Source organism: Chryseobacterium sp. TQ-BC-N36 (assembly GCF_058382295.1).
In genome coordinates this window covers 443,816-458,006 of the sequence record NZ_CM178175.1, presented here as the reverse complement: position 1 = coordinate 458,006, position 14,191 = coordinate 443,816, and the positions used below count along the sequence as shown (strand labels likewise).

The window sequence follows — 14,191 nt, the reverse complement described above, 5'->3', positions numbered from 1 at the left end:
TACAATAAAAAGTCCCATGAAATCATTTCATGGGACTTTTTATTTATGAAAAATAAATAACCCGGCGGCCTCATAGAGGCCGCCGGGTCTGTCAAAAATAATGTTAATATGATATTTATAAAATTACGGTCTGTATAGAGTGTGCCGGAGCATTCAGTTTGGCCGCCATACCTTCAATCCAAAGATTGGTTTCGATATCATTATCTGAATCATTCATAATAACGGTTACCAACTGTCCGTTTTCATTCATAAAAGCAGAAGAGGTCAGTGCAGCTCTGTTCGATGAGCTTCCGATTCTCTGTGCGTTCGGCTTGATATATTTTGAAACATGTCCTATATAATAATATTCATAAGTATAGAAAACTTCTCCTGTTTTGGTGTCTGCAATAATCGGAGCAAAACAGAAGTTTCCCTTGTGATTAGGCCCTCCGGTTTCATCGAGGAGAATATTCCAGTCGGTCCATAGTGCATTTCCTTTATTGAAGTCATTCAGCATATTTTTGCTGTAAAGCTCACCCAGACTTACATCATAGATCTTATCCATGCTGAACTGTTCTTTACATCCTTCAGTAAAGGCAAGAAATTTATCCGGAAAAGCCCTGTGTGTTTCTGCTAAATTGTCAAAAAGCTGCGTTTTATTGTTCCATGTTTCATACCAGTGATAGCCGATTCCGTGAGCATATTTGGATGTTTCCGGATCGCTTAACGTTGTGGTTGCTCTCTGGTAAATAAGATCTCTGTTGTGGTCCCAGATCATCACCTTTTTATCTTTATATCCGTTCTTCCAAAGAGTGGGTCCAAGGTTCTTTTTCAGGAATTCACCTTCTTCTTCGGCAGTATAGATACATGATTCCCAGCTTTGGGTAGCCATAGGCTCGTTTTGAACAGTCAATCCCCAGATATTAATTCCTCTTTTTTCGTATTCTTTGATAAATTTGATATAATAATCTGCCCAGGTCTGATAATATTGATTTTCTAACCTACCGCCTTTGTATAGACTTCTATTCGATTTCATCCAGGCCGGAGGGCTCCAGGGAGAAAAATAGAAGGTGAAGTTATTTCCAATGGCTTTCTGCGCTTCTTTGATCATTGGAATTTTATACTTCTCATCGTGAGCAATATTAAAAGTTTTCAGAGAAGTATCATTATCTTCTACATAGGTATAGGAATCACTGGAAAAGTCACAGGAATTCATATTGGTACGGACTACAGTGTATCCCAACCCGTTTTTTCCAAAATAAGCATCCAGAATTTCTTTCTGTCTGTTCTTTGGCATTTTATAAAAAGTTTCTGCCGATGCGTCCGTAATGGCGCCCCCAATTCCTATCAGTTTCTGATATTTAAAAGTGGGTGCCACAAAAATACAGGCATCTGTTTCTTTGGGCTGTCCAAACTGTTCAAATTTAACGGCTCCTTTATCCACCATCTTCTCATTCACTTTTGAGTTGGTAAGAATTACCTTAGCTGTTTTTCCTGCATTTTTTTTCCAATAATTCTGTGCATTGACATTGATGACAACGCCTACTACAAAACAACTTACAATTAGTTTTCTCATGATTTTTTTCTGTTTCCGGACCACCTGGTCCTCATTTTCATTATTTATTTTGATAAACCCTTACATAGTCTATATAATACTTCTGTGGAAAAACAGCATCATCAATGCCTTCCTTTCCTCCCCAAAAGCCCCCTACAGCAAGATTTAAAATAATAAAATAAGGTCTGTTGAAAGGCCATGCATCATTATTTTTCTCTTTATTTTCATAGGTAAAAAACTTCTGATCATCTATATAAACATCTATTTTTTCCGGTGTCCAGTCTGCTTTATAGACATGGAACTTTTCACTTACATCCTTTACAAAAAGAGTATCCGTTTTCTGTGTTCCCTGGATATGGTTGTATTTTTTGGTATGAACTGAGGCATGGATATATCCCTGATGATAACCAACATGTTCCATGATATCCAGTTCGCCGTCATCCGGCCATTTCTTCATATTTTCACTCATCATCCAGATGGCTGGCCAAGTTCCCCGTCCTTTGGGAAGCTTTGCCCTTACCTCAACTGTTCCATACTGAAAAGCAAATTTTCCTTTGGTTAAAAGTCTGGCGGAAGTATATCTATTGTTTTCCCAATTTTCTTTTCTGGCTTCAATGATCAGATTTCCTTTTTCCATTCTGGCATTCTCAGATCTGTTTTTGGTATAGAACTGGGCTTCTTCGTTACCAAAACCTCCACCTCCGACATCGTAATTCCATTTTGATGAATCCGGAAGTCCCTTTCCATTAAACTCATCACTCCAAATCAGGGTTCTGCCAGAATCCGGTTTATGCGAAGCGCAGCTAAGAATAGAAAGGAAAAAGATTCCTGCTGCTCTTATCTTGATGATATTTTTAGCTTTAAAATTCATATGTAGTAAATTTTAAGTTTTGGCCAAAGCCATTTTCTGACGTTTTATTGAAGGGGCTGAAGCCCACTCCTATTGAATTTACTTTGTCCAGTTAATTCTTTTGGTCTGTACATTTTGAGAACTGGTTCCAACCATAATATCAAATTCACCACTTTCCCAGTCAAAATTCAGATCATCATCAAAAAACTTCAGATCTTCTGGCGTCAGTTTGAAGTCTACATTCTTACGATCACCTTTCTTGATAAAAACTTTCTGGAACCCTTTCAGCTCTTTTACTGGTCTTACTACTTTTCCGAAAAGATCTCTGATATAAAGCTGCACAACCTCTTCGCCATCATACTTTCCTGTGTTGGAAACAGTAACACTGATATTCAGTGTCTGATTTCCAGTAAGGTTTGTTGAACTTAAAACCATATCAGAATATTTAAAATCTGTATAACTTAAGCCATATCCAAACGGATATTTTGGATCATTATCCAGATCGATGTATGCTGAAACATAGTTTCTGTCTGTATTATTTTTTGCAGGTCTTCCTGTATTATAATGATTGTAATAGACAGGAATCTGCCCTTCTGTTCTTGGAAAAGTCATAGGTAGCTTTCCACCTGGATTCACAGTACCGAACAGGACATCCGCAATAGAATTCCCGGCTTCAGTTCCCAGCCACCATGTGTACATAATTGCAGGGATATTGTCTGATGCCCAGTTGAAGATCAGAGGTCTTCCGGCATTGATCATCAGGATGATGGGTTTACCCGTCTTGGCAATTTCTTTCAACAGATCTTCCTGAACACCTGTAAACCCTATATTACTTCTGCTTTTTGCTTCCCCACTCATCGCATGTCCTTCTCCCAGTGTCATAATCACCACATCAGCTTTTCTGGCTGTTTCAATAGCTTCTGCAAACTGTGTTTTATCCTGATCATCCACATTACAGCCTTTGGCATATAATAAAGTAGAGTTTTTATCCAGCTGGTTTTTAATTCCGTCAAACTGTGAAACAATTCTTTGGTTATCGTCTTTAAAGGCAACAGACCAGAAACCGTGATTCGCTACTGCTTCTTTCCCGAAAGGACCAATCAGGGCAACTGTCTTTGTACTTTTTGAAAGCGGAAGAATATTTCCCTGGTTTTTAAGAAGAACAATACTTTTTGAACCAAATTCCCTCCCGAATTTTCTGTTTTCCTGATTGTCAGTCTGCTCTTTCTGTCTTTTTTCATTGCTGAATCTGTAAGGATCATCGAAAAGTCCCATTTCGAATTTCTTGGTTAAAATTCTTCCTGTTGCGTCATCAATCAGCTTGGGATCTACTTTTCCTTCTTTAACCAGTTTGGGAAGTTCTGCCATATAAACACGGCTTTCCATATCCATATCACTCCCGCCCTGTATCGCTTTTTCTGCTGCCTGGGCGGCATCTTTGGCGTAGCCGTGAGGAATCATTTCCCCGATACTTCCCCAGTCTGAAACGACAAAACCTTTATAATTCCATTTCCCTTTTAAAAGGGTTCTTTGAATATATTGATTGGCCGTTGCCGGAATTCCGTTGATGTCATTAAAAGAGTTCATAAAAGTAGCTACACCTGCTTCTGCGGCCGCTTTGAATGGTGGAAGATAAGTTTCATTGAGCTGTCTGAGACTCATATCCACAGAATTGTAATCTCTCCCGCCTACAGCAGCTCCGTATGCTGCAAAGTGTTTTGCACAGGCCATTATAGCATCAAGATTCCCCAAACCTCTGCCCTGAAATCCTTTAATTCTTGCCAATCCTATTTTTGTTCCCAGGTAAGTATCTTCCCCGGAACCTTCCATTACTCTTCCCCATCTCGGATCTCTGGCAATATCTACCATCGGAGCAAAAGTCCAGTGAATCCCATAAGCTGAGGCTTCGGTCGCAGCAATTCTTTCTGACTTTTCAATCATTCCCAGATCCCAGCTTGCTGCCTGTCCTATGTTCACAGGAAATGTTGTTCGGTATCCATGAATAACATCCTGCCCGAACAGTAAAGGAATCTTAAGTCTTGACTGCATTGCGAGCTTCTGAAAGGCCCTGGTTTCTTCTGATCCGGCAACATTCAGCATAGAACCTACTTTTCCTTTTTTAATTTCTTCTAAAACAGCTGCCGAATTAGAATGCTGGGGACCTGTAGCGTATTCAAACCCGCTGTATTGAACCATTTGTCCTACTTTTTCTTCAAGGGTCATTTTAGACAGCAACTCTGCTACTTTCTGATCAATTGTCTTTTGTCCGTAAGCATTCAGTCCAAATGCAGAAAATGCCAGTAAGAAATAAACTCTTTTCATAGTATCAAATTAAAAAATATAGGTTGCTGCAGAACGTCCAGAAATTGTTACAGCAGCGGTTTTCCCGGCAAATTTAATATTAAAATGTTCATCTTCTTTATTATCGTTCTGAACAATTAAAACTATTTTCCCAAATTGAGTCTTAAAAGCGGCTGTTGAAAGTGTATGGGTCTGTGTGGAAGCAATACGCCGGGACCCTGCCGGAACAAATTTTGAGGCATGTGCAATAATATAATAGGAAACATTTCTGGTGAAATTCTCACTACCGGAAACTGTAATAGCGCCTTTACATTCTGTACATCCGCCATCCGTATGTGGTTTGAATTCAGGATCATTGGCAAGATTCCATTCTAAAGCGATCCTGCTCCAGTTTCTCATAGAACCGATGATTACATTTTTTGTATGCCAGTTCAGATCTTCATTAAAAGTGCCTTTTGAACCCGTCCATTGCTCGGTAAAGTATAGGTTTTTGTCCGGAAAAGCATTATGTACAGTACTTAATGCAGAAATATCGCCTTCGTACAGATGAAAAGCTGATCCATCTATGTATTTGTTTGCCCCGTCATCTTTTAAAATATCGATAGCGTATTCAGGTTTGTTACAGTTGTGGTCGTAAACAACAATTTTGGTGTTGATTCCATTTTCTTTAAAAACCGGGCCCAAATGATTTTTGATAAAATCCCCCTGCTGTGCAGACGGCATATACAAACTGGGATTATTCCCAGGGTGTAAAGGTTCATTCTGGGGCGTTACTGCATCAATGGTAATGCCTTCTTTCTTCATTCCCTGAATGTATTTCACGAAATATTGGGCGTACGTTCTGTAAAATTCAGGTTTCAGGCTTCCTCCTTTTGATTTTCCATTGTCTTTCATCCAAACCGGAGCTGACCATGGTGCTGCGATGATTTTAATTTTTGGATTGATGTCTAAAATCTCTTTCAGCATAGCAATCAATGCCCTGTCTTTTTCAAGACTGAATTTTGAAAGAGAAGCATCCGCCTGTCCTTCAGGAAGATCATCATAGGAAAAAACTTCGCCATTAAGATCGGAAGCTCCTATGCTTAATCTTAAATAACTGACTGAGATTGAATTTTTACCATTTCCAAAAAGTTCATTAAGCAGTGCTTTTCTTTTGGAAGACGACAAACGGTTGATTACCTCAACACTTCCTCCTGTTAATGTATATCCAAAACCATCAACATATTGAAACTTTTGAGTATCATCAATTTCAATATTCTGATAGCTGTTGGAGCTGTTTACAAATTTAACGGAACTCTGCTGCTGTAATTTTACACTTTCATCCCCCTTGGTAAGCCAATATTGCACTTCATTGTCCTTATTGGATGCAAGTGAGGTACATGATAAAGGAAAAAGGGCCACACCACTAAGCAGTGCGGCACCTCTAAAGAAACTATATAAGTTGTGAAACTTCATGGGTTAGTATCCGGGGTTTTGTTTTAAAGATGTATTCGGCAATTCATTGAATGGAATTGGAAGAATTTCATTTTTATTGGCTTTAAACCCTTTGAATGCAAGCGCTGATGGAGCATCTCCCCATCTGACAAGGTCAAACCATCGGTGTCCTTCTCCGGCAAGCTCTCTTCTTCTTTCATCTTTAATCGCCTGCAAAGAAACAGGAACCGATGCTAAACCGACCCTTGCTCTTACTGCGTCTAACAAAGCCTGGGCTCTGGCTCCTGCTCCTCCTAATGCTTCAGCTTCCATCAGATAAGTATCGGCTAATCTTATTGCAATATAATTCTGACGGAAATTAAGTTCTGCAGGTCCTGGAAGCGAGCTCTTTAAAGCATTTGTTGGCAAATATTTATTTAAGAAATATCCTGTATCTGCAAAAGCAGGACCGTAAGAGATTTTACCTTCTGTCACCAGTTTTTTTGCGTTGAAAACCGTTACATCCAATCTTGGATCACCCTGCATAAAAGTGACAAAGTTTTCCGTTACGGTATTAAATGCCCAACCTGAATAAATATCCGGGGCGTCATTATTCGGAATATTTTTTAATGAATAAGAACGAGGACCTACCATTACATTGATAGAGTTTCCTTCATCTTTACCCTGTCCCCAGAATCCCCAATCGGAACTTCCTTTATTGGTATGCATAACTTCAAGGATAGATTCTGATAAGAATTTGTATTTATTTGGATCCGGATCAGTTTCCAGTGCAACTTTAAACAAATCTGCATAATTTGTCACCAGCTTATATCCATACTGACTGGTTCCCCCGGGTGTGCCATTTACTTGAGCAAATTGAGCAGCAGCTTCAGGCATTTTTTTATCGTAAAGGTAAATTTTCCCCAATATAGCTCTGGCAGTCCCCTGCGTAATTCGTCCTTTGTCGCCACTGCCCGGTGTCATCATCAGGTCCGGAATGGCAGCGTTGATATCACTTTCTATCTGTGCATACACATCGCCTGGTTTTGCCTGTGGTATATGCCAGTAATCATCTGAAACAGTTATACTTTTGAGAATCAGAGGAATATTTCCAAACATTCTTACGAGCTCAAAATAATACAAAGAACGGAGAACTTTGGCTTCTGCAATATATCGCTTTTTTATATCTTCATTCATGGAAGCTCCCGGAACTTTTTCTATTACAAGATTAGCGCGGGCAATTCCCTGGTAGTAATCTTTCCAGTAGCTGGCGGGCATGGTATTGGGATTGATCATATAATTATTCATCCCCTGGATACCTGCACCATCATTGGAACTTCCTCCACCGGAATAAAAGTCATCAGACGCGGCATTAAAGAAAGTAACGGTGTTTTCAAATCCCGCAGAATATTTTCTTAAAACATCATATACGGAAATCAGTGCACTAAAAGACTGCTGTTCATTTTTAAAATATGAATCAGTGCTGAATGCCCCTGAATTTTGTACTTCATCCAGGTATGAACCACTACAGCTTATATTAGTAAAACTCAGACCTGTCAGAAACGCAACGGCAAGTCCTTTATATATAAAATTTTTATTTTTCATTTTGTTGGTCATTAAAATTGAATATTAGCTCCTATTAAGAATGTTCTGGCTTGCGGATAATACGCTCTGTCAACACCGATAATATCTTGTTCAGAATTATTTCTTCCTGCAATTTCCGGATCATATCCTGTATATTTTGTGAAAGTAACCAGGTTTTCTCCAGTGATATACAATCTTACTTTACTCATTCCGAAACGTTTCGTAACATCCTGAGGAATTGTATAGCCTAACTGAACAATTTTCAAACGCACGTAATCTCCTTTCTGAAGATAATAATTGGACATCCATGAATAGTTATGGTTAGGATCATTACGGGTAATTCTTGGATTATCATTGGTAGATCCTTCCCCTGTCCATCGGTCTAAAATTCTTGTCTGATAATTGGCATCAAGCAAATCCAATCTTCTTAAGCCCTGGAAAATCTTATTACCAGCCTGTCCTTGTGCAAACATCATCAGATCAAAATTCTTATAATTAAGATTCACTGTAAGTCCGAAAGTATACTTCGGAATAGAACTTCCCAGGTTTACTTTATCATTGTCATCAATTTTACCATCTCCATTATTATCCTGCCAGATAAAGTCTCCCGGTTTTGCATCCGGTAATAATTTTACTCCATTGGCATTTACATAATTGTTAATTTGTGCCTGATTCTGGAAGACTCCACTATATGTATATCCGTAAAATGATCCGTACGGCTGCCCAACTGCTACTCTGGATACAGCTCCCATAGTCTGGAAAGAAGCCAGGTTGAAATATTGAATATCATCCTCCAATCGGAGAACTTCATTCTTTATAGTAGCGAAGTTACCATTAACTGAAATTCCGAAATCCTCCCAGTTCTTTTTGTATCCCAGTTCAAGTTCTAATCCGCTATTCTGCATATCTCCTACGTTTGACCAAGGTAGATTCGGAACTCCTACGTAACCGGGAATATTAATTTGTCTCAGGATATCGGTTGTTTTCTTCTTGTACCAATCTGCTGTAAGAGTAAAATTATTGAACAATTTTAAATCTGCAGCGATGTTCAGCTGGCTGGTCTGTTCCCATTTCAGGTTTGGGTTTTCCAGTGTACTTGGTGCATAACCAATGATGATATTATTACTGGAATTGGTATAATTACTTCCGGAAACCATGAAACTTGCAAATCTGAAATTATCCATTTCATCATTTCCTAATACTCCGTAACCTCCTCTTAATTTTAAGTTATTAACTACTTTATTCTCCGGCCAGAAGTTTTCCTTATGTACATTCCATCCCAGGGACATAGATGGGAAAGTTCCCCAATGCTGATTGGTTGCAAATTTTGAAGAGCCATCTCTACGAATCGTTCCGGTGAATAAATATTTGTCTGCATAATCGTAAATAATTCTACCGAAATAAGATGCTTTACGGGTTTCAATTCCATCCCATCCTTTTGCCACAATATTATCCTGAGAAATATCAAAATTGAAAGAAGCATCCTGCCAGTTATCAATAGGCAGATTACTATATGTCAGACTTGTTCCTCCAGCAATATTGTAACGATATACTCCCTGACCAACCATGATGTTGATGTTGTGATCACCGAACTTGTTCTGGTATGTCAGCGTATTTTCCATACTCCATTCGAATTTATTTTCCTCTATCTTGTTCAGACTATTGAAGCTGGTATTGTTATAGTTGGGACTTAAATAATATTTTGGAGTAAAAGTACGGCTTCCCCAATAGGATTTCTTACCGTTAAGGCTGGACTTAAATGTGAAATGATCCAGAAACTTAAGTTCAGCAAAAACATTTCCCACGAAATCATCAGACCAGTTGTAGTTTCCCTGTTGAATATGGCGGAAAGCTTGAGGGTTGGTCATTTCATTATTTACATATCTGGAAATTCCATATGGCCGCCCTTCAGAATCACGGATGATATAAGGGTTGGTATAGCCACTTGGGTCAACCATTGACCAATCTGTCACCACAACCGGAGTCGTAGGATCCAGGTTAACTGCTGATGCCAACGGTCCGCCAAATTCTTCGTTTGCACTTACCCCCTGAGACTTCACATGCGTGTACGCAAAGGTTTGTCCTATGGTCAGGTAATCTGTCACTTTATGGGTTGAGTTGAATCTTGCATTGATTCTTTTGTAATAAGAAATATCACTCATTACAATACCTGTCTGATCAAAGTATCCGAACGAGGTATAGTATGTTGATTTTTCATTCCCTCCTGTAATGCTTACTTCGTGAGAGGATTTTTCACCGGTCCCGAAAATAGCATCCTGCCAGTTGGTACCTTTTCCAAATGATTCCGGATTTGCAAACCTTGGTGCCTGACCATCATTAACGAAACCTTCATTGATAATTTTGGCATATTGTGTAGCATCTAAAAGATCAAGCTTTTTGGAAGCATTTGAAAAACCATAAAACCCATTATAAGAGAGGGTCAGTTTTCCTCTTTTCCCTTTTTTGGTGGTCACCAGAATTACCCCTTTTGCGGCTGAAACCCCATAGATTGCGGACGAGGCTCCATCTTTTAAGACTTCAATACTTTCTATATCGGACTGATTCAGCCAGCCGATATTATCTACAACAATACCATCTACTACCCACAGAGGACTGTTGCTTCCTGCTCCAAAGCTGGTGATCCCTCTTACACGTACGGTGGCAGCAGCACCAGGCTGACCCGAATTCGTAACAACAGAAACCCCTGCTGCTCTACCCTGCAATACCTGTTCGGGTTTACCTGCCGGGATGTTTTCAATGTCGCTGGCTTTAATACTCGCAATAGCTCCTGTTACATTACTTTTTTTCTGAGTACCGTAACCGATGACTACAACTTCGTCTATTTTGTTTTCTTTAGCAAGTGTGTCCTTCACCTTGGTCTGGGCACTGAAGTTGGCCGTAAAATAGAGGACGGCAACTACTCCTACGCTTCTTGATATTCTTACATTCATATACAGTTATTGTTTAATTCTCAAATTGAGACAATAAAAATATATTTTTTTTCAATTAATTAACATTCTATTCACAAATATTTTAATTTTTCTTTTATTTTTCAGGGTTAGAAGCCTTATCTTCGCATCAATATTTCATAAAATTTCAGAAAAAATCAATAAAGATATCTCCCAAAATGACGATCAAGCTTTCAAAATTTTCTCTTCCTTTAAAACTTACCTTTCTTATTTTTTCAATGGTTTTAAACTGTATGGGGCTTATCATACTACAGCTTTCCGAAGAGAAAATCACTTATGGTGAATTGGGATTTTTGGAATCTTTTAAAGACCTGCCGATAGCCTTTATCTCACTTTTTGCAGTAAGTTTCATCAATAAGACAGGCACAAAAAAAGCACTGATTTCAGCTTTGGTCATTGTGGGATTGTGTTCCTGCCTTTTACCATTTGTAGAAGTTTTCTGGTTCTTCAAATTATGGTTTGCGATCATCGGGGCCTGTTTTGCAATTGGTAAAATCTGTGTTTTTGGGATTATCAGGAATAATATTTCCGACGAAAAGTCACTGGCAAAAACGATGAACAGCGTCGAAGCTTCCTTTATGATAGGAATCTTTGTTATCAACACCTGTTTTGGTTGGGTCGTATCGAGCGAATATTCAGAATACTGGAAGTTCTGCTTCTTACTGATTGCTTTTTTATCCGCAGTAACGATATTCCTCCTTTCAAAAATTGCAATCTCTGAGTCAAAACCACAGAAAAATGAGAGCATATTCTCTGAACTGTCAGGATTCATGACCCCCGCCGCGGCATTATTTCTTGGTGTCATATTTTTCATCGTTTTTGTAGAGCAGGGATTCAATTCCTGGCTTCCTTCTTTTTACAAAAACCATCTGAAGGTCAACTCATTCTTCGCGCTTCAGGCAACCTCCTTTCTGGCAGTATTTTCCTATGTAGGAAGAACCATAACAGCAAATATTATCCGAAGATTTTCGTTACCCGGTTACTATATTTCGTGCATGATTTTCATTATCTCTTTACTGGCTGTTATTGTAGGAATCCAATACTTTGAATCAGTAGATTCAAAAATAATTCTTTTCTTATTTCCGGTGATTGGGTTATTTTTGTCTCCCCTGTATCCAGTTATCAATTCAAAGATGATTGCACAGATCGATAAGGAAAAAGTCAATCTTTTCACCTCGCTTATTGTCATCTTTTCCTCTCTGGGCAGCTCTGTAAGTTCGATCATTATTGCTATTCTGTTTGAAAAACAATTACTAAATTTCTACCCTTTATACATTTTATCCTCGGTAATTCTTCTTTTTGGGATGAGTTTGGTATTTTTTAACGTTTCAAAAAGAAAATAGTTTTATTTTTACTGCCATGAAAATCAAAGACACAAAAAGTAAGGAAACACTTCAGGAACTGATTGATACAAAAGATTTTGTAGCCCATATATCTGTTGACTGTACGATATTCGGGTTTCATAATAACATTTTGAAAGTTCTTCTTCTAAAGTATCACGATCTGGATCTGTGGTCTCTTCCAGGTGGATTCGTTTTCAATGATGAAGATCTCAGAGAAGCTGCTGAAAGGGTTTTGCACGAAAGAACCCATCTCAAAGGATTGTTTTTAAAGCAGTTTCATACCTTTGGAAGAATAGACCGTACAGAAAACAATGTGCATCAGATTCTGCTTAAAAACAAAGGGATAGAACTTCCTGCAGAACACTGGATCTTTCAGCGGTTTGTTACGGTAGGCTATTGCAGTCTTATTGATTTTTCATTGGCGAATACTTTTCCTGATGCTTTCAATGAAAGCTGTGAATGGTTTGAGGTCAACAATCTGCCAAAGATGGCTTTTGATCATGACAGAATTATAGAAACCGGGTTAGAGTATCTGAGAATGAATATCAATACAGAAGTAGCAGCCAGTAATCTGCTTCCTGAGAAATTCACCATGAAGGATCTTCAGTCACTTTATGAAACGATTTTAGGCCAAAAATTCAGAAGAAATAATTTCCAGCGTAAAATTTTAAGCTTAAATATCCTGGACAGACTGGAAAAACTTTATGACGGTTCAGCTAATAAAGCTCCCTATCTGTATAAATTTAAAAGTAAGGTTCACAACTCTACGAGCCAGTACCCCATATCCAATGATGAGGAATCATAAAAATACAGAATTTGCCTTCTAAATAAAGAAACAGACCATTATCTCACTGAAAATCAACAATAAGACAAGTTTTTAAAAAAATTTTCAGGACACCACGAAAAATGTTACTTTTAACCAAATCAAAAAATCATGTCATATTATCCTCTTACAAGCATCCCTGATTATTATGGAATTGATGCTTTACTTACTGAAGAACATAAACTGATCCGCCAATCTGTAAGAGACTGGGTTGAAAGTTTTGTAATGCCGCAGATAGATCAGGCCGCTCAAAATCATACGGATTTACCCAATCTTATGAGAGAATTGGGGAAAATTGGGGCACTGGGACCTTATATCCCGGTTGAGTATGGCGGTTCAGGATTAGATCAGATTTCTTATGGTCTGATTATGCAGGAGCTGGAAAGAGGAGATTCTGCAGTGCGTTCTGCTGCTTCGGTCCAAAGTTCTTTAGTAATGTTTCCTATCAATGAATTCGGTTCCGAGGAGCAGAAAAAGAAATATCTTCCTAAGCTTGCTGCCGGAGAAATGATCGGATCTTTTGGATTGACAGAACCTAATCATGGCTCTGATCCGGGTTCTATGGAAACGTATTTTAAAGATATGGGAGATCATTATCTTTTAAACGGAGCTAAAATGTGGATCACCAACTCTCCTCTATGCGATATTGCTGTGGTATGGGCTAAAAATGAGGAAGGAAAAGTACAGGGATTAATCGTTGAAAGAGGAATGGAAGGATTCACAACTCCTGAAACTCATAATAAATGGAGCTTAAGAGCTTCAAAAACGGGAGAACTGGTATTCAATAATGTAAAAGTTCCTAAAGAAAACTTACTTCCTGGTGTAACAGGGCTGAAAGGACCTCTTTCTTGTCTGAACTCTGCAAGATACGGAATTTCATGGGGTGTAATCGGGGCTGCTATCGACTGCTACTGTACTGCTGTTCAGTATTCAAAAGAAAGAAAGCAATTTGGAAAACCCATCGGTTCTTACCAGCTTCAGCAGAAAAAACTGGCTGAATTCTTAACGGAAATTACTAAAGCTCAGTTACTGTGTCTTCAGTTAGGAAACCTTAAAAATAACCATAAAGCGACCCCTGCTCAGATTTCAATGGCTAAGCGCAACAATGTAAAAATGGCGATTGACATTGCCAGAGAATCGAGACAGATCCTTGGAGGTATGGGAATTATGGGTGAATTCCCAATGATGAGACACGCTGCTAACCTTGAGTCTGTGATCACTTACGAAGGAACTCATGATGTTCATTTACTGATCACCGGATTAGATATTACAGGAATCAACGCTTTCTAAAAAACAGAAAAATATAAATAAAGAGTCTGGCCACCGGTCAGACTCTTTTATTTTACTCACTTTGCTGAGAATTGATATTCAATG

At 38.6% G+C, this 14,191-nt stretch carries 9 protein-coding genes; 3 read left to right on the top strand and 6 right to left on the bottom strand.

Features of this window, described 5'->3' with window-relative positions:
* Nucleotides 1-115 precede the first annotated feature (115 nt).
* The 6 genes from AC3FI7_RS01950 to AC3FI7_RS01925 all read right to left on the bottom strand — a co-directional run bounded on the left by AC3FI7_RS01950 (nucleotide 116) and on the right by AC3FI7_RS01925 (nucleotide 10,633).
* Nucleotides 116-1,555: a glycoside hydrolase family 30 protein gene (locus AC3FI7_RS01950; protein ID WP_343658202.1), complete on the bottom strand. Its 1,440-nt coding sequence runs from the start codon at nucleotides 1,553-1,555 to the stop codon at nucleotides 116-118.
* 40 nt (nucleotides 1,556-1,595) lie between these two features.
* Nucleotides 1,596-2,405: a glycoside hydrolase family 16 protein gene (locus AC3FI7_RS01945; RefSeq protein ID WP_491461268.1), complete on the bottom strand. Its 810-nt coding sequence runs from the start codon at nucleotides 2,403-2,405 to the stop codon at nucleotides 1,596-1,598.
* Nucleotides 2,406-2,483: 78 nt separating this feature from the next.
* A complete protein-coding gene (bglX, locus tag AC3FI7_RS01940) occupies nucleotides 2,484-4,706 on the bottom strand; it encodes a beta-glucosidase BglX (RefSeq protein WP_491461267.1) in 2,223 nt (740 codons plus the stop codon).
* A gap of 9 nt (nucleotides 4,707-4,715) precedes the next feature.
* Nucleotides 4,716-6,140 carry a glycoside hydrolase family 30 protein gene (locus AC3FI7_RS01935; protein ID WP_491461266.1) on the bottom strand — a complete coding sequence of 475 codons (1,425 nt, stop codon included), beginning with the start codon at nucleotides 6,138-6,140 and terminating at the stop codon, nucleotides 4,716-4,718.
* Between the two features lie 3 nt (nucleotides 6,141-6,143).
* Nucleotides 6,144-7,703, bottom strand: coding sequence for a RagB/SusD family nutrient uptake outer membrane protein (locus AC3FI7_RS01930; protein ID WP_491461265.1), 1,560 nt, complete (start codon nucleotides 7,701-7,703; stop codon nucleotides 6,144-6,146).
* An 11-nt stretch (nucleotides 7,704-7,714) separates the two neighbouring features.
* Nucleotides 7,715-10,633 carry a SusC/RagA family TonB-linked outer membrane protein gene (locus tag AC3FI7_RS01925; RefSeq protein WP_142722366.1) on the bottom strand — a complete coding sequence of 973 codons (2,919 nt, stop codon included), beginning with the start codon at nucleotides 10,631-10,633 and terminating at the stop codon, nucleotides 7,715-7,717.
* A 176-nt stretch (nucleotides 10,634-10,809) separates the two neighbouring features.
* Here AC3FI7_RS01925 and AC3FI7_RS01920 point away from each other — a divergent pair, with 176 nt between their 5' ends.
* From AC3FI7_RS01920 to AC3FI7_RS01910, 3 genes are all read left to right on the top strand, one after another.
* Nucleotides 10,810-11,994, top strand: coding sequence for an MFS transporter (locus AC3FI7_RS01920; protein ID WP_491461264.1), 1,185 nt, complete (start codon nucleotides 10,810-10,812; stop codon nucleotides 11,992-11,994).
* A 16-nt stretch (nucleotides 11,995-12,010) separates the two neighbouring features.
* Complete coding sequence (locus AC3FI7_RS01915; RefSeq protein WP_142722364.1) at nucleotides 12,011-12,799, top strand: NUDIX hydrolase; 789 nt, start codon at nucleotides 12,011-12,013, stop codon at nucleotides 12,797-12,799.
* Nucleotides 12,800-12,928: 129 nt separating this feature from the next.
* Nucleotides 12,929-14,107, top strand: coding sequence for an acyl-CoA dehydrogenase family protein (locus AC3FI7_RS01910; RefSeq protein WP_142722363.1), 1,179 nt, complete (start codon nucleotides 12,929-12,931; stop codon nucleotides 14,105-14,107).
* The last annotated feature ends 84 nt before the right edge of the window (nucleotides 14,108-14,191 follow it).

Bases quoted from the DNA above. Each gene is read 5' to 3' on its own strand.
- AC3FI7_RS01915 (WP_142722364.1), top strand. From the start codon at position 12,011: ATGAAAATCAAAGACACAAAAAGTAAGGAAACACTTCAGGAACTGATT.
- AC3FI7_RS01930 (WP_491461265.1), bottom strand. From the start codon at position 7,703: ATGAAAAATAAAAATTTTATATATAAAGGACTTGCCGTTGCGTTTCTG.
- AC3FI7_RS01920 (WP_491461264.1), top strand. From the start codon at position 10,810: ATGACGATCAAGCTTTCAAAATTTTCTCTTCCTTTAAAACTTACCTTT.
- AC3FI7_RS01910 (WP_142722363.1), top strand. From the start codon at position 12,929: ATGTCATATTATCCTCTTACAAGCATCCCTGATTATTATGGAATTGAT.
- bglX (WP_491461267.1), bottom strand. From the start codon at position 4,706: ATGAAAAGAGTTTATTTCTTACTGGCATTTTCTGCATTTGGACTGAAT.
- AC3FI7_RS01935 (WP_491461266.1), bottom strand. From the start codon at position 6,140: ATGAAGTTTCACAACTTATATAGTTTCTTTAGAGGTGCCGCACTGCTT.
- AC3FI7_RS01945 (WP_491461268.1), bottom strand. From the start codon at position 2,405: ATGAATTTTAAAGCTAAAAATATCATCAAGATAAGAGCAGCAGGAATC.
- AC3FI7_RS01950 (WP_343658202.1), bottom strand. From the start codon at position 1,555: ATGAGAAAACTAATTGTAAGTTGTTTTGTAGTAGGCGTTGTCATCAAT.
- AC3FI7_RS01925 (WP_142722366.1), bottom strand. From the start codon at position 10,633: ATGAATGTAAGAATATCAAGAAGCGTAGGAGTAGTTGCCGTCCTCTAT.